Raw genomic sequence first — 22,974 nt, forward strand, 5'->3', positions numbered from 1 at the left:
CATTTGTAAAAATTTATTTCATGCAGGCGACAGAGCGAATTTATGAATATCAGGATTGGATTACCATTATTTTCCTGGCATGCTTTACTCTTCTTGTCCTTGCAAAATTATTATTCCCACAACGGTTCGAGGAATTTGCATCCCTTTTGAACTCCGGCAAATTTATAGCCTTTAAAGGAAAAGAGAATAAGGCTTTTCATGCTTTTAACATTTTATTATTGGGGATACAGGCTATAGCAATATCCCTGTTTCTACACATTGCGTATTCACACTTTTTTGAAACCTCCATATTAGATTTTATATTGTATATACGTATACTAACTGCGTACCTATGTTTGATTCTCATAAAAGCAGGCATTGAAAAAATTATTGGAAATATTTTTGAGCTGGATGAAAAGATCGATTATTACCTGTTTCAGAAATTTAGCTATAGAAACTTCATCTCTCTTTTTATATTAGCCGCTTCTTTATTTTTAATCTACACCATAAATCCAACTTCTTTAATCCTCGGTACCATAGGAATCCTGGCGATTCTAGCGAACGCTATTGGCCTAATTATCATATACAAAAGAAATCAAAGTGTACTTAGCGCTAATTGGTTCTATTTTATTTTGTACCTTTGCGCACTTGAAATCGCCCCTTATATTATTTTGTACAAGCTTATTACAATTTAAAAAGGATCTAATAAAGTTTAATTTATGAAAGTGAAAACAATTTTGGTTTCTCAGCCAGAACCTAAGGTAGAAAATTCACCTTATTTTGAGCTAGAGGAAAAGCAAAAAGTTAAAATTGATTTCATCCCCTTTATTCATGTTGAAGGCGTACCTTCTAAAGAAGTTAGACAACAAAAGGTTGATCTTACGGAGTACTCGGCCATTATTCTTACAAGCCGAAATGCCGTTGACCATTTTTTTAGAATTGCTGAAGAAATGAGATTTAAAGTGCCAGACACTTTAAAGTATTTCTGCCTGAGTGAAGCAGTAGCATATTATCTGCAAAAATATGTAGTATACCGTAAGCGTAAGATCTATGTAGGGAAGAGAACTTTTGCTGAACTGGCACCACTAATTAAGAAGTATAAGAACGAAAAATTTCTTTTGCCTTCATCAGACATGCTTAAGCCTGATGTTCCAAAGACATTGAACAAGTTAGGTGTTGAATGGAAAAAAGCGGTTTTTTACAGAACAGTTGTAAGTGATCTTTCTCACCTGAAAGATGTGACCTATGATATTCTGGTATTTTTTAGCCCTAGTGGAATTAAATCTCTTTTTGAGAACTTCCCGGACTTTAAACAAAATGATACACGAATTGCTGTTTTTGGAAATACTACCATTAAGGCAGCTAAAGAGCATGGTCTTGTTTGCAATATTAAAGCTCCAACTCCGGAGACTCCAAGTATGACCATGGCTATTAACAAATATATCACGCAAGTAAATAAGAAGTAATTCTTCTGGATTTATTTTAATAACATAAAAAATCCGGTCAACAGACCGGATTTTTCATTTTCAACATCTAACAATTTATCACTATTCAACCGGAGCTCCGTTCAAAATCTCTTCATTAGCATACTCTTCAAATTTACTGAAGTTCTTTCTGAAGAAACTAGAAAGCTCTTTGGCTTTAAGATCATATGCATTCTGATCTTTCCATGTATTTTTAGGATTTAAAACCTCTGAAGGCACACCTTCACATGTCTTAGGCATTTCCAGACCAAAAATATCGTGCTTTTCATAATCTACATGATCAAGCTTACCTTCAAGTGCAGAACTAATCATCTCACGGGTATATTTAAGCTTCATTCTGCTTCCTACTCCATAAGGTCCACCTGTCCAGCCGGTATTTACAAGCCAGACATTTACATTGGCAGCCTTCATTTTCTTGCTGAGCATTTCAGCATATTTGGTTGGATGGAGCGGCATAAAAGGTGCTCCAAAACAAGCTGAAAAACTTGGTACCGGCTCATCTACACCAGCTTCTGTTCCAGCTACCTTTGCCGTATATCCACTTATAAAATGATATGCAGCCTGGCCTGGTGTAAGCTTACTAATAGGAGGCAAAACACCAAATGCATCTGCCGTTAAGAAAAATATGTTTTTTGGATTTTCACCAGTAGACGGCTCCTGAATATTTTGAATATGATGTATTGGATAACTAACCCTAGTATTTTGGGTAATAGTGGTATTATCAAAATCTACATCTCCATTCTCATCAAGAACAACATTCTCGAGTATTGCTCCCGGCTTGATCGCACGATATATATCAGGTTCATTTTCTTCTGAAAGGTTTATCACTTTCGCGTAACAACCTCCTTCAAAATTGAAAATAGTATTTTCTTCGGTCCAGCCATGCTCATCATCTCCAATAAGTTTACGCTCAGGATCTGCAGAAAGGGTGGTTTTTCCAGTTCCCGATAATCCAAAGAAAATTGCGGTATCACCATCTTCTCCAACATTCGCAGAACAATGCATTGGCAATGTCTTCTTGTAAACCGGAAGCACAAAATTCAATGCAGAAAAAATTCCTTTTTTGATCTCTCCCGTATATCCAGTACCACCAATTAAAGCGATCTTTTTACTAAAATTGAGAATGGCGAAATTTTCCTGCCTTGTTCCGTCTATTTCAGGATCGGCTTTAAAGCCTGGTGCATTTACAACCAGCCAGTCTTCCTTAAAATTGTCTAACTCTTCATCACCAGCACGCAGGAACATATTAAATGCAAAAAGATTAGACCATGGATATTCATTTAAAACTCTAATATTCAATTGGTAATTATTATCTGCACAGGCATAAGCATCTCTGGCGTATACCTCTTTACCACTAAGATAATTAGTTACCTTATGGTAAAGTTTGTCAAATTTTTCCGGATCAAATGGAATATTAATGTCACCCCACCATACTTTATCGCTTGTAACTTCATCTTTTACAATGAATCTATCCTTTGGTGATCTTCCTGTAAACTCCCCGGTATTCACGGCCAAAGCTCCAAATGAGCTCTCAACTCCCTGACCGAGTCTTAAAGTTTCCTGATGTAATTCCTGTGGAGATAGCTGATAATGTACTGTGGCATTATTGATTCCATAATCCTCTAACGAAATCGTTTTCGTAATTTGGGTGTTATCGACCATAAAAAAAAGCAATTCTGTTGTTTGTTTAGGCGTACAAAAATAAAAATCTTATGAAGATAAAACGTTAAACAGAATCAATTTATTTCTTTTTTAACTTTATGAATTTCAGGAGCAAAATCACCCAGCCAATGATCAAAAGGCTTCCGCCTAAAGGAGTTAATAATGCGATTGAAGTAAAATCTACAGCAAAAACGCTTCCCGTAGACAACAGGTATATAGAACCAGAAAAAAGAACAGTTCCTATCACTATAAGATAAAAAACAGTATTCAATGTTTTTTCTGAAAATGATCCTGAAACTCCTATTATTAACAACAAAAAAGCATGATACATTTGAAATCTTACACCGGTTTCAAAAGAATTTAATGCATCTGTAGAGATCGTTCCTTTCAAACCATGAGCAGCAAAAGCGCCTAAAATTACTGCCAACAACCCGAAAAGTGTCCCGGCTACTAAAAATTTCCTGTACATACTTTCAATTTTATTTGAATTAAAGTTTTAATACATTCGTCCAACTACACAAAACTAACTTAATTTATGCGAGAAATTTTAATTGTGGGAGCAGGAAAATCTACCTCTGTTCTTATAAATTACCTGCTAGAGCAGGCCGACAAAGAAGACCTTTTTTTAAGAATTGGAGATCTTGATATAGAAAATGCAAAAAAAGCCTGTAACGACCATGCTAAATGTGAAGCTTTCCAACTTGATGTTTTTAAAGCTGAAAGCAGGGAGCCAGCCATAAAGAGGGCCGATATTATTATATCTATGCTCCCTGCCAGATTTCATATTCAAGTAGCAAAGGACTGCCTGAAATTTGGAAAGAACATGGTGACCGCTTCTTATGTGAGCGATGAAATGAAAGAACTGAATGAAGAGGTAAAAGCCAAAGGCCTAGTATTTATGAATGAGATTGGCGTAGATCCCGGCATAGACCACATGAGTGCTATGCAGGTGATAGACAGAATCAGGGACAAAGGCGGCAAAGTACTATTATTCGAATCTTTTACCGGCGGTCTCGTGGCCCCTGAAAGCGACAACAATCTATGGAACTATAAATTTACCTGGAACCCAAGAAATGTGGTGGTTGCCGGTCAGGGTGGTGTTGCCGAATTTATCCAGGAAGGTAAATACAAATACATTCCTTACCACCGCCTATTTAGAAGAACGGAATTTCTACAAATTCAGGGACATGGTAAATTTGAAGGCCTGGCCAACAGAAATTCACTTAAATACCAGAGTATTTATGGCCTGGAAGATGCCCTCACCTTATATAGAGGAACCATCCGAAAAGTAGGATTCAGCCGTGCATGGAATATGTTTGTTCAATTGGGAATGACAGATGACAGTTTTGAAATGAAGGATTCTGAAGAAATGAGTTACAGGGACTTCATAAATTCATTCCTGCCTTATTCTCCAAGCGATTCAGTAGAATTGAAAGTGCGTCATAACCTGAAGATTGACCAGGATGATATTATGTGGGAGAAACTAATAGAATTGGACCTGTTCAACCCTAATAAAAAAATAGGCATTAAAAATGCTACTCCCGCCCAGGCTCTTCAAAAGATATTAATGGAAAAATGGTCATTAGCAAAAGACGATAAGGATATGATCGTGATGTACCATAAGTTTGGATATGAATTAAATGGCGAAAGAAAACAGATTGACTCTACCATGGTACATATTGGAGAAGACCAGTCTAAGACAGCCATGGCTAAGACTGTGGGATTACCGGTTGCAATGGCTACGATCATGATCCTTAATGGTGAAATTAAAACTCACGGTGTTCAGCTCCCTATAAATAAAGAGGTGTATGAACCAATATTAAAGAAACTGGAGGACCACAATATCAAATTTGAAGAAAAAAAGACAGAATACCTGGGATATAACCCATTTGGAGAGGTAGGCAATTAGAATTGGAAAGCATTTTTTATATTTTAGCTTAACAATCAAAAACGAACTATCTATGAAAATAGTGAATGATAATGTGAAGCTGGATGGAATTGATAAAACTATTCTCAACTTCCTGATGAAAGATGCTAAAAAACCAATTTTAGAGATCGCGAAAAATATTGGAATAACCGGTGCTGCGGTACACCAGCGTTTAAGGAAACTTGAAAAATCAGGTTTGATCGAAGGTTCAAAAATGATGCTGGATGCCAGATTGCTTGGTTATAAGACTATGGCCTTTGTGGGAGTCTACCTGGATAAGGCCGTAAGTAATCCCCAGGCTGTAAAACAGCTTAATGAAATCCCAGAAGTTATAGAATGCCATTATACTACAGGGAACTGGTCTATTTTTTTAAAGATCCTGTGTACAGATAATGAGCATTTAATGCATGTGCTCAACAAGAATATTCAGGCGATAGAAGGTGTCTCAAGAACAGAGACATTTATTTCTCTAAATCAACAGATAGATAGACAAATTAAGATTTAATCAAAAAAGGCTGCTTAAATTAAGCAGCCTTTTTCTTTTATATTTCAATCGATTTTTTTTAATCTCTTCCCATAAATATACCTACAAAATAAAGCAGCGTAGCCAGTGATCCAACGGCCGCAACCACATAAGTTCTCGCGGCCCATTTTAAGGAATCTTCAGCAGCATCATGTTCAGAAGCAGTTAGCATATTTTCGTTTTCCAACCATGCCAGCGCTCTATTACTTGCATCATATTCTACAGGTAAAGTGATAAAGCTGAATAGCGTACCCATCCCATACATGATAATACCAATAAGAAGGACTGTTTGTCCTACACCAACTCCAACCATGGTCATTAGAATAAGACCACCAAAGATTGCCCATTGCGAAAGCTTGGAAGCCACACTCACCACCGGTACCAGCTTGCTTCTCATTTGCAACCAGTTATAGGCTTTTGCATGTTGAATTGCATGGCCACACTCATGAGCAGACACAGCTGCGGCTGCGGCATTTCTTTGTGAATAAACTCCTTCACTAAGATTTACAGTTTTCTTAGAAGGATTGTAATGATCTGAAAGCATTCCCGGCGTAGAGATCACTTTCACGTCTGTAATCCCATTGTCACGAAGCATCTTTTCTGCGATCTCTTTTCCACTCATCCCATTTTGAAGATGAACCTTGGAATATTTTTTAAATTTACTCTTGAGCCTGTTGCTCACAAACATACTTACCAGAAAAATAAGTCCTGCTATTATATAATATCCTAACATCTTTTAATTTTTTTCATTTTTATAGGTTTTAAAGATATCAAAAATCCAGCCATTGCATTTGCATGACAGCTTGAATAATTGCGAGTTCACGTTAATAAATATTTAAAGTCTCTGAATGATTTTCAAAATAGTCGCTTTATATTTCACAAATTCAGATATTAGCTATATTTGCAACGATTATTAAAAAGCAGCTATGCAATACGAAAGAATACTTTTAAAACTATCAGGAGAAGCTTTAATGGGAAACCGTCAATATGGCATTGACCCCGAGCGACTGGCAGAATATGCCGCAGAAATCAAATCGGTAGTTGATAAAGGTGTTGAGCTGGCTATTGTTATTGGAGGAGGAAATATTTTTAGAGGTGTTGCAGGCGCGAGCCGGGGAATGGACCGGGTGCAGGGCGACCACATGGGCATGCTGGCAACCGTTATAAACGGACTGGCTTTACAAAGTGCTCTCGAAGACGCCAATATCCAAACCAGGTTACAATCGGCAATAAAAATTAATGAAGTGGCAGAACCTTTTATTCGGCGTAAGGCTATTAGACATCTGGAAAAAGGCAGAGTCGTGATCTTTGGAGGTGGAACGGGAAACCCTTATTTCACCACAGATTCAGCAGCGGTACTTAGAGCCATTGAAATTAAAGCTGATGTAATTCTTAAAGGAACACGTGTAGATGGGATCTATACATCAGACCCCGAAAAGGACAAAGGAGCAACTAAATTCGATTTCATTACATTTGAAGATGTAATTAAAAAAGGCCTGAAAGTTATGGACACCACAGCTTTCACCCTAAGTCAGGAAAACGAATTACCAATAATAGTTTTCGACATGAACAAACCGGGCAACCTTTTAAAAGTAGCTACTGGAGAACGTGTTGGAACCAAAGTGAACTTATAAATCTCAAATTGTAAATCATATTAAAAATGGATGAAGTTGAATTTATTTTAGAAGAAGCAAAAGAAGGAATGGAAAAAGCCATTTCGCATCTTAAAAAACAACTTTCAAATATACGTGCAGGGAAAGCCAGCCCAAGCATGCTTGGTAGTGTAATGGTTGAATACTACGGATCTCAAACTCCGCTTCAACAGGTGGCGAATGTGAATACTCCAGATGCCAGAACACTTTCTATTCAACCTTTTGAAAAAAGTTTGATCCAGGAAATAGAACGTGGAATTATGCTTGCGAATCTTGGATTTAATCCTATGAATAATGGGGAGAGCGTTATCATTAACGTTCCGCCGTTAACCGAGGAAAGAAGAAAACAATTGTCTAAACAGGCAAAGGCTGAGGCTGAAGACGCTAAAGTTGGTGTGAGAAACGATAGAAAACAGGCAAATCAGGAATTGAAAAAACTTGATATTTCTGAAGATTTACTGAAAAGCTCTGAAGATGATGTTCAGGAACTCACCAATACTTATATTGAAAGAATCGACAAGATTCTTACCGTAAAAGAAACAGAGATCATGACTGTTTAATGATCTTTACAGCACATTTATATGCCGGCTCAAATCTGAAAAATATCAGATTTGATTCGGCATTTTTTATTTTAAGTTCTTATAACTAAGCAACCCCATGCGTCATTCTCTTTTTTTACTATTCTTCTTTAGTGGCTTTTTTCTCTTTGCACAAAAAAGTATTCCCGGAAGAGTAATAAATAAAGATACCCGGGAACCGCTTGCCTATGCAAAGATTTCATCTGAAGAAGGCTCTCAGATTTTAACCAATATTGATGGCAGTTTCAAGCTAAAGTTAACCGAAGAAAGTGAAAATGTCACGTTCTATTATGTTGGTTTTGAGCCAATTACCATTGAAATCACTGAAGCGACCCAATATCTTCAGGTTGGCATGACCCCAAAAATGGAAATGCTTGAAACAGTAACGATCTCAAACGCACCAGATCCGGCAGAAAAACTGATTAAAAAGGCCATTGAGAGACGAGATTTCAATGATCCTGAAAAAGTATTGGACGGCTTCAAATATACCTCTTATACAAAATTCATTATAGATAACGAATTCAATGGAATTTCATTACAGGCCGATTCTACTTCCTCTGCCATGCAAACCATCATTAATGAAGGCAGAGCCTATCTTTCAGAAAAAGTCGCAGAGCTTTCCTTCTCTTCCAAAAACGGAAGAAGAGAAGATGTGATTGGCATTGAAACTGCCGGTTTTAATAAACCAGTATACAATGTGCTTGCGATGGAAGTAAATCCATTTTCACTGTACCAACGAGATTACGAATTATATAAAACCAAATATGCCGGACCATTAGCCAATAATGCACTTCGGAATTATGAATATCAAATTCTGGACACAATTGCTTCAGAGAGGCCATCATATATGGTTTACTTTAAACCTAAACGCGAACAAATTGTAGCAGGACTTGAAGGCATCTTATATCTTGACACCGAAAGCCTGGCAATTCAAAAAGCAACAGCTCAGCTTCTGGGCGCCATAAAACTGGAAGTTACCCACACTTATAAATACTATCCTGAAAAAGATCTTTGGTTTCCTTTAGAACAAACCACCAAAATTAGACCGGGAGCTGGTGGAAAAGAAGTTTCTGTTTTTGGAGGTACTATTTCTGTAGGCGCGGTACAACAAGGAGGTGGATTATTGAGTAAAATATTTGGTTCTAAGCAAAAATCTGCCGGTGATATTTACCTTAATTCAACCACCAGAAATTATGAAATAGATCTCGATTTTGACGCTAATGTTAAAAAATCTGATGCAGATATAAATGTGTTTGGCAAAGCTATTGAAAGGGATAGTAGTTTTTGGCAGGAGAACCGTAAAATTCGTTTTTCCTCACGCGATGAAGCTACAAAACAGAAGGTAGACAGTCTTATAAAAGCTGGCGATGTGGAGCGTAAGATAGAGGTTAAAAAAGCCATGGCCTCTGGCTCCTACCCCGTTGGGTTTTGGGATCTGGACCTGAGCAAGATCTTCAAGTTTAATAACTACGAAGGCATTAGACTTGGATTTGGAGGCAGAACCAATGACCGGGTCTCAGAAAAATTCAATATAAATGGATATACCACTTATGGTTTTAAAGATGAAGTGGTTAAATATGGAATTGGGACACAGATCTATCTAAATAAAAAGAACGGCACCAACCTTAACTTTAATTTTTCCAGGGACATTCAGGAAGTTGCTTCCTTTGGTTATTTAAAAGGTCAAAATACATTCTCGATACTGGAACCTAGATTTGTAAACATTAATTTCTTTTATAATTATCGCCGGTATTCTGTAGGGCTGGAGCATAGGATCACTCCTAAATTTGATACCCAGTTAAGACTTTCCAGAGAAGATATCTGGCAAATCAGGGATTACACTTACCTTGAAGACGCCCAGCAATTTCAAGAATATGACCTTACCAGCGCCAGTTTTTCTTTTCTATGGAGACCATTTTCCAGATTCCTGAATACCCCCGATGGAAATATTATTCTTGAAAAGGATTTTCCTCAGTTCACAGGACAATTAGAACAATCATTTTCAGCTTTCGGCGGGGATTTCAACTTTACCCGAATTGGTTTAAAGGCTGAGCACGAAATTAAAAGACTTGACAACTCCAGAACCGAATTTATTCTCGAAGGAAATTATGCATTTGGAGATATTCCTTTAACACATGCATTTCATTCCTACCCCAACAACCCTAACAGGGAGAGTATTTTTAGAAGATTTTCCATTGCAGGTAGAAATAGCTTTGAAACCATGTATTTCAACGAATTTTACAGTACCAGTCAGGCCATGCTTCACGTGCGCCATCAATTAAGACCTTTCCATATCTCCAAAAGCTTTCAGCCAGAACTTGTTTTTATTTCAAGGCATGCCATTGGAGATTTTGAAGATCCAGAAAAACATCAAAATGTTAGTTTCAATACCTTAGAGCATGGATATTCTGAAGCAGGTATAGAGTTAAATAAACTCCTGGGAGGTTTCGGCCTAAGTACGGCTTATAGATATGGAGCCTATCACCTACCAACCTTTAAGCAAAACTTCTCGTTTAAATTTACACTTCAGCTTCAACTTTAATAATTGCAATTATTAATCGTTTAATACCAAACTAATTAACAAAGCTTTTTCTACCTTTGCGCCGCTAAAATGAAGCCATGCAGAAGATCTTTAGCTTTGGATTCTGGAACTCCATCGCCAGCCTTATTTTAAGAAACAGGATTGTAATAATTCTACTAATTACCATCGCAACCTTTCTGCTTTCTACCCAATGGAAAAACATGCGTTTTTCTTTTACCGAGGCAAACCTGATGCCCGATGATCATGAAGTAAATATTGCTTACAATGACTTTCTGGATAGATTTGGTGAAGAAGGAAATTTAATTTTGCTAGGAGTTCAGGATTCTGCTCTTTTTACTCCTGAAAAATTTAAGGCATGGAATGAGCTCACCTCGAAGCTTACCACGTATCCTGAGGTTGATCATATAATTTCCCCGGCAAGCCTTCAGGAACTTAAAAAATTTGAAAATCCGAAAAGGTTTGAAATGGTCCCGGTTTTAGAGAGTGATTCGCCGGATAGTCTTGAACTTGCTAATTTCGAAAATAAGCTTTTTACTGAACTACCATTTTATGAGAATCTGGTTTATAGTTCTCATTCTAACACCATTCAGTCTGCACTTTACCTGAATAAAGAACTGGTAAATACCAAAGCCAGAAAGATATTTGTCCTTGAAGAACTGGAACCAATTATCCAGGAATTTGAAAAGAAACATAATATTGATGTACGGGTATCAGGAATGCCCTATATAAGGACGCTGAATGCCCAAAATATTGTTGATGAAATCGGGCTTTTTATACTTGCGGCTTTAATAGTAACCTCTCTAATTTTCTTTTTCTTTTTTAGATCTATCAGGGCTACCATTATTTCAATGTTTACGGTTTGTATTGGTGTGATGTGGGCATTCGGGGTTATCGGACTTTTACATTACGAAATCACGATCTTAACAGCGCTGATCCCTCCTTTAATTATTGTGATTGGGATCCCTAACTGTATTTTCCTGATAAACAAATATCAGCAGGAAATAAAAAAACACGGAAATCAGGCAAAGTCATTACAACGTGTGATCACCAAGGTTGGAAATGCCACGTTAATGACCAATGTTACCACCGCTTCCGGTTTCGCTACTTTTATTCTAACCGATAGCCAGTTACTTCGTGAGTTTGGAGTCGTGGCTTCCATTAATATTCTCGCAATATTTATTTTAAGTTTATTGATAATTCCTGTTATCTACAGCTATCTCAAACCTCCAAAAGATAGACATCTAAAACACCTTACCAAGAGATGGATAGGTGGTTTTGTAAACTGGATGGAAAATATGGTTCGACATCACAGGATCGCAATCTACATTTCCTCTGTACTTCTTCTTGTTCTAAGCATTATAGGAATTTACACCATAAAAATTTCAGGAAGTATTCTTGAAGATATGCCTCAGAACACCCAGTTCTTCAAGGACGTTAAATTCTTTGAAAGGGAATTTGACGGGGTAATGCCGCTGGAAATTCTAGTAGACACCAAGCGACCTAAAGGGGTCTTAAAGCTTTCTACTCTAAAAAGAATGGAAGAGCTTGAAAATTTTATTCAGGAGATCCCTGAACTTTCCAAGCCTCTTTCTGTAAATCGTTTGGTAAAATATTCTAAGCAGGCGTATTATAACGGAAATCCCAAATATTATCAGTTACCCTCTTCGCAGGAACGCAATTTTATTATGCCTTATGCGAAAAGTCTATCTTCCAACGAAGGAATTATGCAATCTTACATAGATTCCACAGGTCAATATGCCAGGATCACCACTTTTATGAAAGATGTGGGTACCGAGAAAATGGAAGAGATTGAAAATGATCTTTTACCTCAGATCAAAAAAATATTCCCGGAAGAAAGATATAATGTTTCCATAACCGGGAAAGCTCTTCTTTTTCAAAAAGGAACCAATTACCTCGTAAAAAATCTTATTATCTCTTTAGGTCTTGCAATTCTTTTAATTGCGTTACTAATGGCTTGGATGTTCAGAAGTTTTAGAATGATCTTAATTTCGCTGGTGCCAAACTTATTGCCCTTACTGGTAACTGCAGGAGTCATGGGATTCCTTGGGGTCCCCATTAAACCCTCAACAATTTTGGTTTTTAGTATCGCCTTTGGAATTTCGGTAGATGACACCATCCATTTCCTGGCTAAATACAGGCAGGAGCTTAAAGCAAATAACTGGAAAATAAAACGCTCGGTTTATGCAGCTTTAAGAGAAACGGGAGTAAGTATGTTCTATACCTCTATAGTTCTGTTTTTTGGATTCTCTGTATTTATGATCAGTAGTTTTGGCGGAACCGTAGCTTTAGGAGGTCTTGTTTCAGCAACCTTATTATTTGCGATGCTTGCCAACCTGCTACTCTTACCTTCTTTACTGCTGTCTCTTGAAAGAAGCATCGCCAATAAAGAAGTATTAAAAGAGCCGGCGATGAAGATCATCGAAACAGAAGAGGACGAGAAAAATTATACATCTGAAGAACTAAAGAATTAAAAATTTTAATAAAATAGCCTGCTTGCTAAGCTTCAGGCGAAAAACTATCTTTGTTTTTTCTAAATTTCAACTAAATGATACAAGCAAAAATCGCTGAAATACTGGAAAGCGATCAGTTTTTACAGGAACACCATATTAAAGGTTGGGTACGCTCTTTTAGAAGTAATAGGTTTATTGCCCTTAATGATGGTTCAACTATAAAAAACCTTCAGTGTGTTATCGATTTTGAAAATACCAGTGAGGATCTCATCAAAAGAATCAACGTAGGTGCTGCAATTTCAGTAAAAGGTACTTTGAAAGAGAGTCAGGGAAGCGGACAGCGAGTAGAAATTGAGGTAACCGAACTTCAGATTCTTGGAGATGCAAATCCTGAAGAGGTAAAACTCACTATTCTTTCACCTAAGAAGCATAGTCTGGAAAAACTTCGGGAACAAGCTCATTTAAGAGTGCGCACCAATACTTTTGGGGCGGTTATGAGAGTAAGAAGTAAACTGTCTTTCGCCGTGCATAAATATTTTCAGGAAAAGAACTTCTATTACGTTAATACTCCTATTATTACAGGTAGTGATGCTGAGGGAGCCGGAGAAATGTTCAGAGTTTCTGCATTAGACATGAAAAATCCTCCAAAGAACGAAGATGGAAGCATCAATTACAAAGAAGATTTCTTTGGGAAAGAGACCAATCTTACAGTTTCCGGGCAATTAGAAGCCGAAACTTTTGCGCTTGGACTTGGCCAGGTATATACCTTTGGACCAACATTTAGAGCTGAAAACTCGAACACTTCACGCCATCTTGCTGAATTCTGGATGATCGAGCCTGAAGTTGCTTTTTGTGACCTGGATCAGAATATGGATCTTGCTGAAGATTTCATAAAATATGTTCTTAGGTATGTTATAGAAAACTGTAAAGAAGATCTTGAATTTCTTGCCGAAAGACAGGAGAATGAGGATAAGCTAAAGCCGAAAGTTGAACGTAGCGACATGAATCTTCTTGAGAAGTTGAACTTTGTGCTAGATAATAACTTTAAAAGAGTTAGCTATACCGAGGCTATTGAAATTCTTAAGAACTCTAAGCCTAATAAAAAGAAGAAATTCAATTATGTTATTGAAGAGTGGGGAGCCGATCTGCAAAGTGAGCATGAGCGATTCCTGGTAGAAAAGCATTTTAAATCTCCTGTGATCCTTTTTGACTATCCGGCAGATATCAAAGCCTTCTATATGAGAATGAATGAAGATGGGAAGACTGTTAGAGCGATGGACATCCTTTTCCCTGGGATTGGAGAAATTGTTGGGGGAAGCCAGCGTGAAGAGCGTTTAGAAGTACTTAAAGAAAAAATGGCGAAACTGGATATTCCAGAAGAAGAGCTTTGGTGGTACCTTGATACCCGTAAATTCGGAACCTGTGTACATAGCGGCTTTGGGCTAGGATTTGAAAGACTTGTTCAATTCACCACCGGAATGGGAAATATTAGAGATGTAATACCATTTCCGCGTACTCCGCAAAACGCAGAATTTTAATCATTTGAAAGTTTTAGAATCGCATATAGTTCCTGCAATCTCTGAAGAAATTAGATTGCAGGAATATGCGGTTTCTATCTTCACTTCCATACAAACCAGAAGCGGCATTAAGAAGGCTATTAAGAAGGGATTGATCCTTCTTAATGGTAAAAAAGCACAAACCGGTGACTGGATTAAAACAGGACAGAAAATTGAAGTTTTAAAACCTTCTGTTGAAAGTAAAAAAATATTCAAGCTCAATTTTAATGTTCTTTTTGAGGATGAACACATCGCTGTTGTTCATAAACCCCCGGGATTTCCTACCAGCGGAAATTATTTCAAAACCATTGAAAACGCGTTACCTCATAATTTAGAAAAAAGCGAGGCGCTGGATGCTTTAGCCTACCCATTACCAGCGCATAGATTAGACAACCCTACTTCAGGCATTCTACTTTGTGCCAAAACAGGGAATTCACTTATTCTACTTCAGGAAGCTTTTGCGCAAAAAAACATTCAGAAGATCTATTTCGCAATAGTTCACGGTGAGATAGAAAATATATTGGAAATCAATCTGCCCATTGAGGGAAAAACTTCAAAAACTACTCTTAAACCAGTAGAATCTTACCTCATAATGGATGAAAAATATACGTTAGTGGAGTTAGTTCCGTTAACTGGTAGAACACATCAATTAAGAATTCATTTGAGTAATAATAAAACTCCCATTGTAGGTGATGCTATTTACGGGAAGGAAGAGAAAGGTTTATTTGTTGGCAGAAATCTATATCTTTTTGCAGGCAAAATTTCGTTTGCACATCCCGTTACCAAGGAGCAGATGAACTTTCAACTTGAACTCCCTAAAAAATTCAGAAACCTAGGCTATTACAGGGCGCATTAACAAAATTTTACCACAACATAAGGCGTGCCAAAGTCGAGTTGGTTTGTATTTTCCTTATTTTTGTTAGACAAGCAAGAATTTATGCTAAAGCAACAATTAAATTTTAAATTATCACAAAAACTATCGCCACAGCAGATACAGTTGATGAAACTCATTCAATTGCCAACACAGGCATTTGAGCAGAGAATTAAAGAAGAGCTGGAAGAAAACCCTGCATTGGAAGATGGTAAGGAGGAACGGATTGATGAATATGACGACTTGGGTAATGAGAATTCTGAAGACGATTACGATAATGAAACTATAGAGACTGAGATTGATGTTGATGAGTATCTTAGTGATGATGAAATTCCTAACTACAGGCTGCAGGCGAATAACTATAGTCCTGATGACGATGATAAACAAGTACCATATGCAGCAGGAACTTCATTTACACAGCATTTAAAAACACAGCTTAGCACTTTTAGATTTGGAGATACCGAACATGAAATTGCTGAATTCCTGGTAGGAAGTGTAGACGAAAGTGGATATATTAGAAGAAGTGTCCAGGATATTGTGGATGATCTTGCCTTTACTCAAAATATTTACACCGATGAAGAAACCGTTGAAAAAGTACTTAAAAAAGTACAAAAACTAGATCCTGCCGGTGTTGGTGCAAGAAGCCTGGAAGAATGCCTTTTGATACAGCTACATAGAAAGGAATCTACAAAACAGGTGGAACTCGCTATAGATATTATGGAAAGGTCCTTTGACCATTTCAGTAAAAAACATTACACCAAACTTTTAAGCCGGCACGATATTTCTGAAGACGAACTTCGGGATGCGATTGAAGTTATTGAGCACCTCAATCCAAAGCCAGGTGGAGCCTATTCAGGAAATACAAGAATGGTGGAGCATGTTATCCCAGATTTTACCATTAAGATTGAAGACGGAGAATTACAGTTAACGCTCAATGGTAGAAACGCTCCCGAAATGCATATTTCCAGGGATTATAATAATATGCTAAAGGGTTATAAAGAATCCAAGGAAAAGACAAAAGCGCAAAAGGATGCGGTGATGTTCATCAAACAAAAGCTTGATGCCGCAAAATGGTTTATCGAGGCAATTAAGCAACGCCAGCAAACTTTAATGGTGACGATGAGCTCTATAATGAATTATCAAAAAGAATACTTCCTAACCGGCGATGAGCGTAATCTGCGCCCCATGATCTTAAAGGATATTGCCGACGAAATAGAAATGGACGTTTCTACCGTTTCCAGAGTGGCTAATTCTAAATATGTTGATACTCCCTACGGTACGAAATTGATCAAAGAATTCTTTTCAGAATCAATGACCAACGATCAGGGTGAGGAAGTTTCTACCAGGGAAATTAAAAAGATCCTTGAAATGTCTATTGATGAGGAAAACAAACGCAAACCTTTGACCGACGAGAAACTCGCAAAGGTTTTAAAAGATAAAGGTTATCCAATTGCAAGAAGAACAGTAGCAAAATACAGGGAACAGTTAGATATCCCTGTTGCAAGATTGCGTAAAGAAATTTAATGAAAGTAGTACTTAAGCTGGCATCTTATCTCTTTCACCCGCTCTGGATGCCATTTCTGGGAAGTTTATTCTATTTCCTTTTCATTCCAAGATATTTCCCTGCCGAGATCGTAAAAGCGAAGCTAATGGCGATTGCCATTATTACCATCTTTATACCTGTGGTGTTTTATTTTCTTTTAAAGAATCTTGGGAAAGCCAAGAACATTTTTCTGGAAAGTGTAAATGAGCGCAGGTGGCCTTTATTCTTCTTTGTACTCTTAAGCTTTATGGTACTTCACCAGATACTTAACATTTATAATTATCCCGGTCTCTTTTATTACTTCGTTGGGATAATGATCTCTGCAGCACTAAGCTATTCACTAACCTGGTTAAATTTAAAGACGAGTCTTCATATGGTTGGAATCTCTGGCCTATTGATGTTTATAGTAGGATTCTGCATTTACTTTCACCTCTATTTTATATACACCATTAGTTTTTTAATGATCGCTACGGGCCTTACAGCTTCTTCAAGGCTCTATAATAAAGCACATACCTCAGGAGAACTTTTTCTGGGATTTGTCATTGGCGTTATCCCACAACTAATAGTTTTTAATTTATGGCTTAGAGAATATAGAATGTCAGACCTATTTTAAGGGTGGACAGATCAATTTTTTCCCCATCTACCACTGCATCTTTAAAGAATGGGTTTAGCGCGTAATAGAATTGAAAGTTGAATGTGTTATATCCAAAGGTAAAAGTAGCCCCCATACGAAACCTATTTAACTCAGAAAGATTATTAACGATAATCTCATTATCTGGATCTACATATCTGCTTCTAAAATTGTACATATACCCCAATCGCACGCCAGAATAAATTCTCCAGAACTTATACGTTTGAGGGGTTGAGGTACGCCATCTAAATTCAATTGGCGCTTCTATTAACTGAGTGGTAAATCTATTTCGGCTATAATCATCTTCATCAGCAAGATTTCTAAAATTGGTAGATCCATCTTCATTTTTACCAATAAATAAGTTTTGCCCATAAGTATTAATAGACCATCCTAGTCCTACTCCAAGGGCAATATTTCTTCGTTCATTCAATGGGAGGTCTCTAATAAATCCAAAATTAACTCCTCCGGAAAAACTTTCCTGTGATATGGTAGATGGCCTGTCGGTCACCAGATTGAAGTGAAACCCGGCATAAAATTGATCTTCCCTATACAAGCTATCTATAGAAAAAGGAACTGAATCTGGTATCTTAGTTTGTTCTTCTTCCTGTGCATTTCCTATAAAAGAAAGAATAAAAATAAAGAATATTGAAATTCTAGTAATGTTCATTGGCCGTATGTATCTAAAGTTTAAATATAAAAAAACATCCTGTCTGGATTACCCAAACAGGATGCTTTATATAATTAAATAGAAAAGATTATTCTACATTTTGCTGAGCATCACCAACTACAGTAGTGTAGTTGATCTTTAATGCCTCGGCTTTTCTCAATTCTTGTTTAATATCTGAAACAAGACCCATATTTGTCTTTTCATCCACTTTAAGAGCAGTGGTTAAGTAAGGAATTAATTCCTCTCTTTTAGACTCTCTTTCAGAATAGATAAACTGCTGTACTTCTTCTACACTTGCAAATTTATCATTTAACTGAATTCGGGCTTCTGTTCCATATTTAGCCTGGTATCTTTGGCTTGGTTTACCAGCATAGATATACATGATCAAATCTTTCTTATCAAGCTTCTCAACCTGATCTGCAAACGGTAACTTGTTTTCTATCATCAAAGTATTTTGACGCATTACAGTTGCAACCATAAAGAAAAATAAGAGCATAAAAACGATATCAGGTAAAGATGCCGTATTTACCGCAGGCAAATCTCCAGACTTCTTCTTTTTAAATTTAGACATAATTAAAGTCGTTTTCGTTTGTTAAAAGCTCTAGCTTCTTGGTTCGGCTTCAGATAATTTCTGAGGAATCATATCCTGAACTATATCGATCTTCTCTTTAAGGGCATCTTTATCACCATTAAATCCTGGATCGTTATAATTCTTTTCCATCTCTACGAAAGTCATACCATACATTCTCTGAGCTTCACGATCTCTTAGCTGATTATAGGCAGCTACAAGTTCGTTTTGAACAGCGATATAAGTACCGTATTCCGTTCCTCTGTTGTTCATCAATGAAATAATAGCTTTTTGAGGATTCACAGATGATGAAGGATCTTTGGCTCCACGACAAAAGCTACACGCTTCGTCACCAGTACCCGCACCGTTGTCTAAGAACTCAACAGCCGCTTCCTGAAGTTCAGAAAGTTCCATCTCCTCTTCTTCTACCAGTAGTTGGTTATTACTATTAACCTCTACTGTGAAGATGTTACGTTGTTTAATAACCGGAGGCTCAACGTCTTCAGGTTGCCATGGCGGTAACTTCCTGCTTATTCCGCTATCTGTTTCAATGGTAGTAGTTACCAGGAAAAAGATAAGAAGTAAGAAGGCGATGTCTGCCATAGACCCAGCGTTAACTTCCGGTGCTGATCTCTTTGCCATATTATTTAGCCAGTTTTTTAATTCCAGAGAATACCATCGCTGCAATAGCTATTCCGGCCAGGATATAGAAGGTAATTAAACCTGCACCAACCCAATGATCACCAGATGCTGAAAGCATAGTACCATCCTTAAGCTCCGTTGCTGTACCGTCACTTAAAACATAAGCAACAACTACGATCACTAAAAATGATCCTACAGCAATAATTGTGTTCTTAATATTACCTCTGAATAAACCTACGATCACAAATATTCCGACTAACAGAATAACTACTGCCAGAACCAGATAAGCAATCCACATGTAAGGGTCTAAATGACTACCCTGAAGGTCTGCCGAGGCTTTAATGGCATCGTCACCGGTAGCGATAATCCTTCCAAGAAAGATCATCCCTATCACACCAATAACAAGTGCCAGATATTTTAATATTTTATGTAAGCTCATAATTTACTTTGTCTTAGATTCTTTTTTTATTCTTGTAAGCTACTAACATATCGATAAGAATGATAGACGCGTCTTCCATATCGTTTACGATACTGTCTATCTTAGCGATGATATAGTTGTAGAAAATCTGAAGAATAATCGCAACGATCAAACCAAATACGGTAGTAAGAAGTGCTACTTTAATACCTCCTGCTACAAGTGATGGTTGCATATCTCCAGCTGCTTCAATACGGTCAAAAGCCTGAATCATCCCGATTACAGTACCCATGAAACCAAGCATAGGAGCTAGTGCGATAAATAAAGAAACCCAGGACACATTCTTTTCAAGTTGTCCCATTTGAACACCTCCGTAAGCAACAACCGCTTTTTCAGCAGCTTCGATACTTTCGTCAGCCCTGTCAAGACCTTGATAATAGATAGAAGCAACAGGTCCTTTTGTATTTCTACAAACCTCTTTAGCCGCTTCGATACCACCACTATTAAGAGCATCCTCAACATCCTGAGCAAGCTTTTTAGTGTTAGTTGTTGAAAGGTTTAAAAAGATAATTCTCTCAATGGCAATAGCCAGACCAAGAATTAAACACAATAGAACGATCCCCATAAAGGCGGGACCACCTTCGATGAAACGTTTTTTAAGTTCCTGGTGAAAACCAAGTTCCTCTCCTTCCAAATCATCACCGGCCATTGCTTCTTCGTCATCTTGTACAAAGGTCACAATCGTTCCTGGCAAAATATTCGCGCTGTTAGCCGCCTTTAGATTGTAGGCCCCAAGAACCGTAATCGCGGCGATTACCAAAATAGAAAATAATCTTTTCATTACTGTTTGTCTTAATTTAATTAGTTAAAGGGTTAAAGATATAAATTATTTTTAATAAAACACTTAGCAGAGAGGAAGGGATTCGAACCCTCGATACGCTTGTGACGTATACACACTTTCCAGGCGTGCGCCTTCGACCACTCGGCCACCTCTCTGTTTAATTGTTTCGGGGCGGCAAATAACAAAAAAAAACCGTCCCCATCAAGTAACATAGCGTTAATTTTAAGACATTTCGCCTCTTAACGATGTTTCATAGATTGTTTTGAACACTTTAGGGGACAAATCTTTTCCTAATAAATACATTAATTTAGAGACAGCTGCCTCTGTGGTAATGTCTTTTCCAGAGACCACTCCTATCTTTTTTAGCCCCACACTAGTTTCGTATTGCCCCATTGTAACACTACCCCCAATACACTGGGTTACATTCACTACGCTCAGTCCATTGCTAATTTTTTCTTTAAGAATATTTAGGAACCATGGATCGTTTGGAGCATTCCCGCTACCAAAAGTTTCCAGTACCACTCCTTTTAAATTTGGCTTGGACAGGATATGTTCTACTGTAGTTTCAGTAATACCGGGAAACATTTTTAAAACCAGTACATCAGTATTAAATCCCGCATGTAATTTAGTCTTTTGTTTTCTATTTGGTTTCCACAGGGATTTATAATTTACTGAAAGATATACACCAGATTCTGCCAGCGCAGGATGATTCATCGAGGAAAATGCCTGAAAATGTTCTGCATTGATCTTCGTGGTTCTGTTCGCCCGGTACAATTTATACTCAAAGTACAAACCAACTTCAGAAATTACCGGCTTCCCATTTTTTTGCAAACCGGCAATCTGGATACTGGTTATCAAATTTTCTTTTGCATCTGTACGAAGATCACCTATGGGCAACTGTGATCCCGTAAATATGATTGGCTTTGTAAGATTTTCAAACATAAAACTTAAGGCAGATGCGGTATAAGACATGGTATCACTTCCATGAAGTACTACAAAACCGTCATATTGATGATAATGATCATCGATTGTTTTAGCGATAATCTCCCAATAAGCCGGATTCATATTAGATGAATCTATGGGATCTTCAAAACTTAAAGTTTCAATATCGTGCTCCAGGATCTTTAACTCGGGGATATTCTGTAAAAGCTCATCAAAATTGAAAGCCTTCAGTGCACCAGAATCATAATCTTTGATCATACCAATGGTTCCACCGGTATAAATTAATAATATCCTGGACTTATTATTCATTTAGAGACATTTTATTGATCACTGGATTTGCGTACATCAATAAATAGCTATTCAGAGCAAGCGGGTTTTTCACATCCACCCTCCTGCTAATACGTCTATCAAATTGCCTCTTTTCCTTTTCAGTATATTCACTGGTGAACCTTTCTTCATTCTTCAGCAGATCATAAGCGATATAGTTAGAAGGCCATAATTTGTAATTTCGGTAAATAGCCTGATCTATTAAAGTGGCAACTTCTTTTAACTGATCGTTAATGGAAAGTTCTTTTTTCCTGATTTCAGCAAAATCTTCTTCGGTTAGCACAGGCCCCGCATTTATCTGGATGCGACCTTTTTGTCCCATCGCTCCCTGCATAATGCTATTAAAGTCCTCATTGGCGCTTTTCTTATAGTCTTCTTTCATACGTTTTGCCAAAACCTCTGGCATTTTCAACATATCTGTGGGATCAAACTCGTAAGACATGGCAACTGGAACAATCTTAAGTTTTGCGAAATAATCCAGAACATCCAGATCGCCTTTGGCCATTCCTACCATCTTAAGAACTCCCTGCTGGGTAAAATCGTTCCCATCTTTAGTTCTTCCTTCACGCTGTGCCATCCAAACGGAGCGGTCTTCTGAAAAAAGCAGGTGTTTTATATATTCTGAAAGCTTTAGTGAACTCTTCAGCATTTCCCTTGGACTCTGATTACGCAGTACCAGAAAATTCCGGTTAAGCTTTGACAATGCCATTAAGAAAGGCTTTTGCACCAGGTTATCCCCAATAGCTGAAGCCGTCATGATAAGGTCATGATCGTGTAAAGTGTAATTTATAAGACAGGTGTCGAGAATAATATCCCTGTGATTTGAGATATAGAAGTAAGATTCAGAAGTGTCTAAATTATCAAAGCCAGCATCGGTCAATCCCTCACTGGTTTTTTCCAGCACCTTTTCAACACTTAGGTAAATTACCTTGCTTTGAAAATCTGCGATGGAATGACATTCATTTAAAACAGCCCGAATATCTTCAGACCTAAGATCTGGAAATGTAAACTGAAGCAATGCTTTTACCATTGGATGTTTCATAAACTCCTGCAAAGCAGGATTTACTTCATCATCCTTAAAAAATCTTATATCGTCAAAATTTTGCACCTATCTCTAAAATTATTTCAACAAATGAACAAAATTTCTGTTTAA

Annotated in this window: 22 protein-coding genes and 1 tRNA gene; 12 read left to right on the forward strand and 11 right to left on the reverse strand. The window is 37.4% G+C overall.

Annotation, left to right across the window (positions count from 1 at the left end):
- Positions 1-20: 20 nt before the first annotated feature.
- Together BLT95_RS08380 and BLT95_RS08385 are read left to right on the forward strand one after the other, a co-directional pair.
- Positions 21-674: a DUF4271 domain-containing protein gene (locus tag BLT95_RS08380; protein WP_089665652.1), complete on the forward strand. Its 654-nt coding sequence runs from the start codon at positions 21-23 to the stop codon at positions 672-674.
- 24 nt (positions 675-698) lie between these two features.
- Positions 699-1,445: a uroporphyrinogen-III synthase gene (locus tag BLT95_RS08385; RefSeq protein ID WP_089665653.1), complete on the forward strand. Its 747-nt coding sequence runs from the start codon at positions 699-701 to the stop codon at positions 1,443-1,445.
- Positions 1,446-1,526: 81 nt separating this feature from the next.
- Here BLT95_RS08385 and pckA read toward each other — a convergent pair whose 3' ends face one another.
- Both pckA and BLT95_RS08395 read right to left on the reverse strand, forming a co-directional pair.
- Positions 1,527-3,125: a phosphoenolpyruvate carboxykinase (ATP) gene (gene pckA / locus BLT95_RS08390; protein ID WP_089665654.1), complete on the reverse strand. Its 1,599-nt coding sequence runs from the start codon at positions 3,123-3,125 to the stop codon at positions 1,527-1,529.
- Between the two features lie 79 nt (positions 3,126-3,204).
- Entirely contained in the window at positions 3,205-3,594 is a 390-nt protein-coding gene (locus BLT95_RS08395; protein WP_089665655.1) for a DUF423 domain-containing protein, read from the reverse strand.
- A gap of 66 nt (positions 3,595-3,660) precedes the next feature.
- Between BLT95_RS08395 and BLT95_RS08400 the strand changes: the two genes are divergently transcribed.
- Both BLT95_RS08400 and BLT95_RS08405 read left to right on the forward strand, forming a co-directional pair.
- Entirely contained in the window at positions 3,661-5,034 is a 1,374-nt protein-coding gene (locus BLT95_RS08400) for a saccharopine dehydrogenase family protein (protein WP_089665656.1), read from the forward strand.
- Between the two features lie 52 nt (positions 5,035-5,086).
- Complete coding sequence (locus BLT95_RS08405; RefSeq protein ID WP_089665657.1) at positions 5,087-5,557, forward strand: Lrp/AsnC ligand binding domain-containing protein; 471 nt, start codon at positions 5,087-5,089, stop codon at positions 5,555-5,557.
- A gap of 58 nt (positions 5,558-5,615) precedes the next feature.
- Here the strand turns inward: BLT95_RS08405 and BLT95_RS08410 are convergent, their stop codons facing one another.
- Positions 5,616-6,308, reverse strand: a complete 693-nt coding sequence (locus BLT95_RS08410) for a zinc metallopeptidase (protein ID WP_089665658.1) — start codon at positions 6,306-6,308, stop codon at positions 5,616-5,618.
- A 193-nt stretch (positions 6,309-6,501) separates the two neighbouring features.
- Between BLT95_RS08410 and pyrH the strand changes: the two genes are divergently transcribed.
- From pyrH to BLT95_RS08450, 8 genes are all read left to right on the forward strand, one after another.
- On the forward strand, positions 6,502-7,209 hold the full coding sequence (pyrH, locus tag BLT95_RS08415; RefSeq protein ID WP_089665659.1) for a UMP kinase: 708 nt from the start codon (positions 6,502-6,504) through the stop codon (positions 7,207-7,209).
- A 26-nt stretch (positions 7,210-7,235) separates the two neighbouring features.
- Complete coding sequence (gene frr, locus BLT95_RS08420; RefSeq protein ID WP_089665660.1) at positions 7,236-7,787, forward strand: ribosome recycling factor; 552 nt, start codon at positions 7,236-7,238, stop codon at positions 7,785-7,787.
- 97 nt (positions 7,788-7,884) lie between these two features.
- On the forward strand, positions 7,885-10,347 hold the full coding sequence (locus BLT95_RS08425) for a DUF5686 family protein (protein ID WP_089665661.1): 2,463 nt from the start codon (positions 7,885-7,887) through the stop codon (positions 10,345-10,347).
- 77 nt (positions 10,348-10,424) lie between these two features.
- A complete protein-coding gene (locus BLT95_RS08430) occupies positions 10,425-12,839 on the forward strand; it encodes an efflux RND transporter permease subunit (RefSeq protein WP_089665662.1) in 2,415 nt (804 codons plus the stop codon).
- Between the two features lie 74 nt (positions 12,840-12,913).
- On the forward strand, positions 12,914-14,356 hold the full coding sequence (gene asnS, locus BLT95_RS08435) for an asparagine--tRNA ligase (protein ID WP_089665663.1): 1,443 nt from the start codon (positions 12,914-12,916) through the stop codon (positions 14,354-14,356).
- 4 nt (positions 14,357-14,360) lie between these two features.
- The gene (locus BLT95_RS08440; RefSeq protein ID WP_089665664.1) at positions 14,361-15,230 is read left to right on the forward strand and encodes an RluA family pseudouridine synthase; all 870 of its coding nucleotides are present in this window, start codon (positions 14,361-14,363) and stop codon (positions 15,228-15,230) included.
- 81 nt (positions 15,231-15,311) lie between these two features.
- Positions 15,312-16,769, forward strand: a complete 1,458-nt coding sequence (rpoN, locus tag BLT95_RS08445; protein WP_089665665.1) for an RNA polymerase factor sigma-54 — start codon at positions 15,312-15,314, stop codon at positions 16,767-16,769.
- Complete coding sequence (locus tag BLT95_RS08450) at positions 16,769-17,401, forward strand: hypothetical protein (protein WP_089665666.1); 633 nt, start codon at positions 16,769-16,771, stop codon at positions 17,399-17,401. The genes rpoN and BLT95_RS08450 overlap by 1 nt, the downstream gene beginning before the upstream one ends.
- Here BLT95_RS08450 and BLT95_RS08455 read toward each other — a convergent pair.
- From BLT95_RS08455 to BLT95_RS08490, 8 genes are all read right to left on the reverse strand, one after another.
- Complete coding sequence (locus BLT95_RS08455; RefSeq protein ID WP_089665667.1) at positions 17,370-18,086, reverse strand: porin family protein; 717 nt, start codon at positions 18,084-18,086, stop codon at positions 17,370-17,372. The two genes, BLT95_RS08450 and BLT95_RS08455, sit on opposite strands and share 32 nt — an antisense overlap.
- Before the next feature lie 88 nt (positions 18,087-18,174).
- Positions 18,175-18,657, reverse strand: coding sequence for a biopolymer transporter ExbD (locus tag BLT95_RS08460; protein ID WP_089665668.1), 483 nt, complete (start codon positions 18,655-18,657; stop codon positions 18,175-18,177).
- A gap of 30 nt (positions 18,658-18,687) precedes the next feature.
- Positions 18,688-19,296 (reverse strand): biopolymer transporter ExbD, encoded by a 609-nt coding sequence (locus BLT95_RS08465; RefSeq protein ID WP_089665669.1) that lies wholly within the window; start codon positions 19,294-19,296, stop codon positions 18,688-18,690.
- 1 nt (position 19,297) lies between these two features.
- Complete coding sequence (locus BLT95_RS08470) at positions 19,298-19,735, reverse strand: hypothetical protein (protein WP_089665670.1); 438 nt, start codon at positions 19,733-19,735, stop codon at positions 19,298-19,300.
- 13 nt (positions 19,736-19,748) lie between these two features.
- Positions 19,749-20,552 (reverse strand): MotA/TolQ/ExbB proton channel family protein, encoded by an 804-nt coding sequence (locus tag BLT95_RS08475; RefSeq protein ID WP_089665671.1) that lies wholly within the window; start codon positions 20,550-20,552, stop codon positions 19,749-19,751.
- Between the two features lie 67 nt (positions 20,553-20,619).
- Positions 20,620-20,707: transfer RNA gene (locus tag BLT95_RS08480), tRNA-Ser, on the reverse strand.
- 67 nt (positions 20,708-20,774) lie between these two features.
- Positions 20,775-21,803, reverse strand: a complete 1,029-nt coding sequence (locus BLT95_RS08485) for an asparaginase (protein WP_089665672.1) — start codon at positions 21,801-21,803, stop codon at positions 20,775-20,777.
- Positions 21,796-22,929 carry a 1-acyl-sn-glycerol-3-phosphate acyltransferase gene (locus BLT95_RS08490; protein ID WP_089665673.1) on the reverse strand — a complete coding sequence of 378 codons (1,134 nt, stop codon included), beginning with the start codon at positions 22,927-22,929 and terminating at the stop codon, positions 21,796-21,798. The genes BLT95_RS08485 and BLT95_RS08490 overlap by 8 nt, the downstream gene beginning before the upstream one ends.
- Positions 22,930-22,974: the final 45 nt, after the last annotated feature.

The organism is Gramella sp. MAR_2010_147 (assembly GCF_900105135.1).
Lineage (GTDB): Bacteria > Bacteroidota > Bacteroidia > Flavobacteriales > Flavobacteriaceae > Christiangramia.

Excerpts from the sequence above, each read along its gene's own strand:
- BLT95_RS08380 (WP_089665652.1), top strand. The coding sequence starts at position 21 with ATGCAGGCGACAGAGCGAATTTATGAATATCAGGATTGGATTACCATT.
- BLT95_RS08450 (WP_089665666.1), top strand. The coding sequence starts at position 16,769 with ATGAAAGTAGTACTTAAGCTGGCATCTTATCTCTTTCACCCGCTCTGG.
- pckA (WP_089665654.1), bottom strand. The coding sequence starts at position 3,125 with ATGGTCGATAACACCCAAATTACGAAAACGATTTCGTTAGAGGATTAT.
- BLT95_RS08460 (WP_089665668.1), bottom strand. The coding sequence starts at position 18,657 with ATGTCTAAATTTAAAAAGAAGAAGTCTGGAGATTTGCCTGCGGTAAAT.
- BLT95_RS08485 (WP_089665672.1), bottom strand. The coding sequence starts at position 21,803 with ATGAATAATAAGTCCAGGATATTATTAATTTATACCGGTGGAACCATT.
- BLT95_RS08470 (WP_089665670.1), bottom strand. The coding sequence starts at position 19,735 with ATGAGCTTACATAAAATATTAAAATATCTGGCACTTGTTATTGGTGTG.
- BLT95_RS08410 (WP_089665658.1), bottom strand. The coding sequence starts at position 6,308 with ATGTTAGGATATTATATAATAGCAGGACTTATTTTTCTGGTAAGTATG.
- BLT95_RS08425 (WP_089665661.1), top strand. The coding sequence starts at position 7,885 with ATGCGTCATTCTCTTTTTTTACTATTCTTCTTTAGTGGCTTTTTTCTC.
- BLT95_RS08395 (WP_089665655.1), bottom strand. The coding sequence starts at position 3,594 with ATGTACAGGAAATTTTTAGTAGCCGGGACACTTTTCGGGTTGTTGGCA.
- pyrH (WP_089665659.1), top strand. The coding sequence starts at position 6,502 with ATGCAATACGAAAGAATACTTTTAAAACTATCAGGAGAAGCTTTAATG.
- BLT95_RS08405 (WP_089665657.1), top strand. The coding sequence starts at position 5,087 with ATGAAAATAGTGAATGATAATGTGAAGCTGGATGGAATTGATAAAACT.
- frr (WP_089665660.1), top strand. The coding sequence starts at position 7,236 with ATGGATGAAGTTGAATTTATTTTAGAAGAAGCAAAAGAAGGAATGGAA.
- BLT95_RS08385 (WP_089665653.1), top strand. The coding sequence starts at position 699 with ATGAAAGTGAAAACAATTTTGGTTTCTCAGCCAGAACCTAAGGTAGAA.
- asnS (WP_089665663.1), top strand. The coding sequence starts at position 12,914 with ATGATACAAGCAAAAATCGCTGAAATACTGGAAAGCGATCAGTTTTTA.
- rpoN (WP_089665665.1), top strand. The coding sequence starts at position 15,312 with ATGCTAAAGCAACAATTAAATTTTAAATTATCACAAAAACTATCGCCA.
- BLT95_RS08475 (WP_089665671.1), bottom strand. The coding sequence starts at position 20,552 with ATGAAAAGATTATTTTCTATTTTGGTAATCGCCGCGATTACGGTTCTT.
- BLT95_RS08430 (WP_089665662.1), top strand. The coding sequence starts at position 10,425 with ATGCAGAAGATCTTTAGCTTTGGATTCTGGAACTCCATCGCCAGCCTT.
- BLT95_RS08465 (WP_089665669.1), bottom strand. The coding sequence starts at position 19,296 with ATGGCAAAGAGATCAGCACCGGAAGTTAACGCTGGGTCTATGGCAGAC.
- BLT95_RS08455 (WP_089665667.1), bottom strand. The coding sequence starts at position 18,086 with ATGAACATTACTAGAATTTCAATATTCTTTATTTTTATTCTTTCTTTT.
- BLT95_RS08400 (WP_089665656.1), top strand. The coding sequence starts at position 3,661 with ATGCGAGAAATTTTAATTGTGGGAGCAGGAAAATCTACCTCTGTTCTT.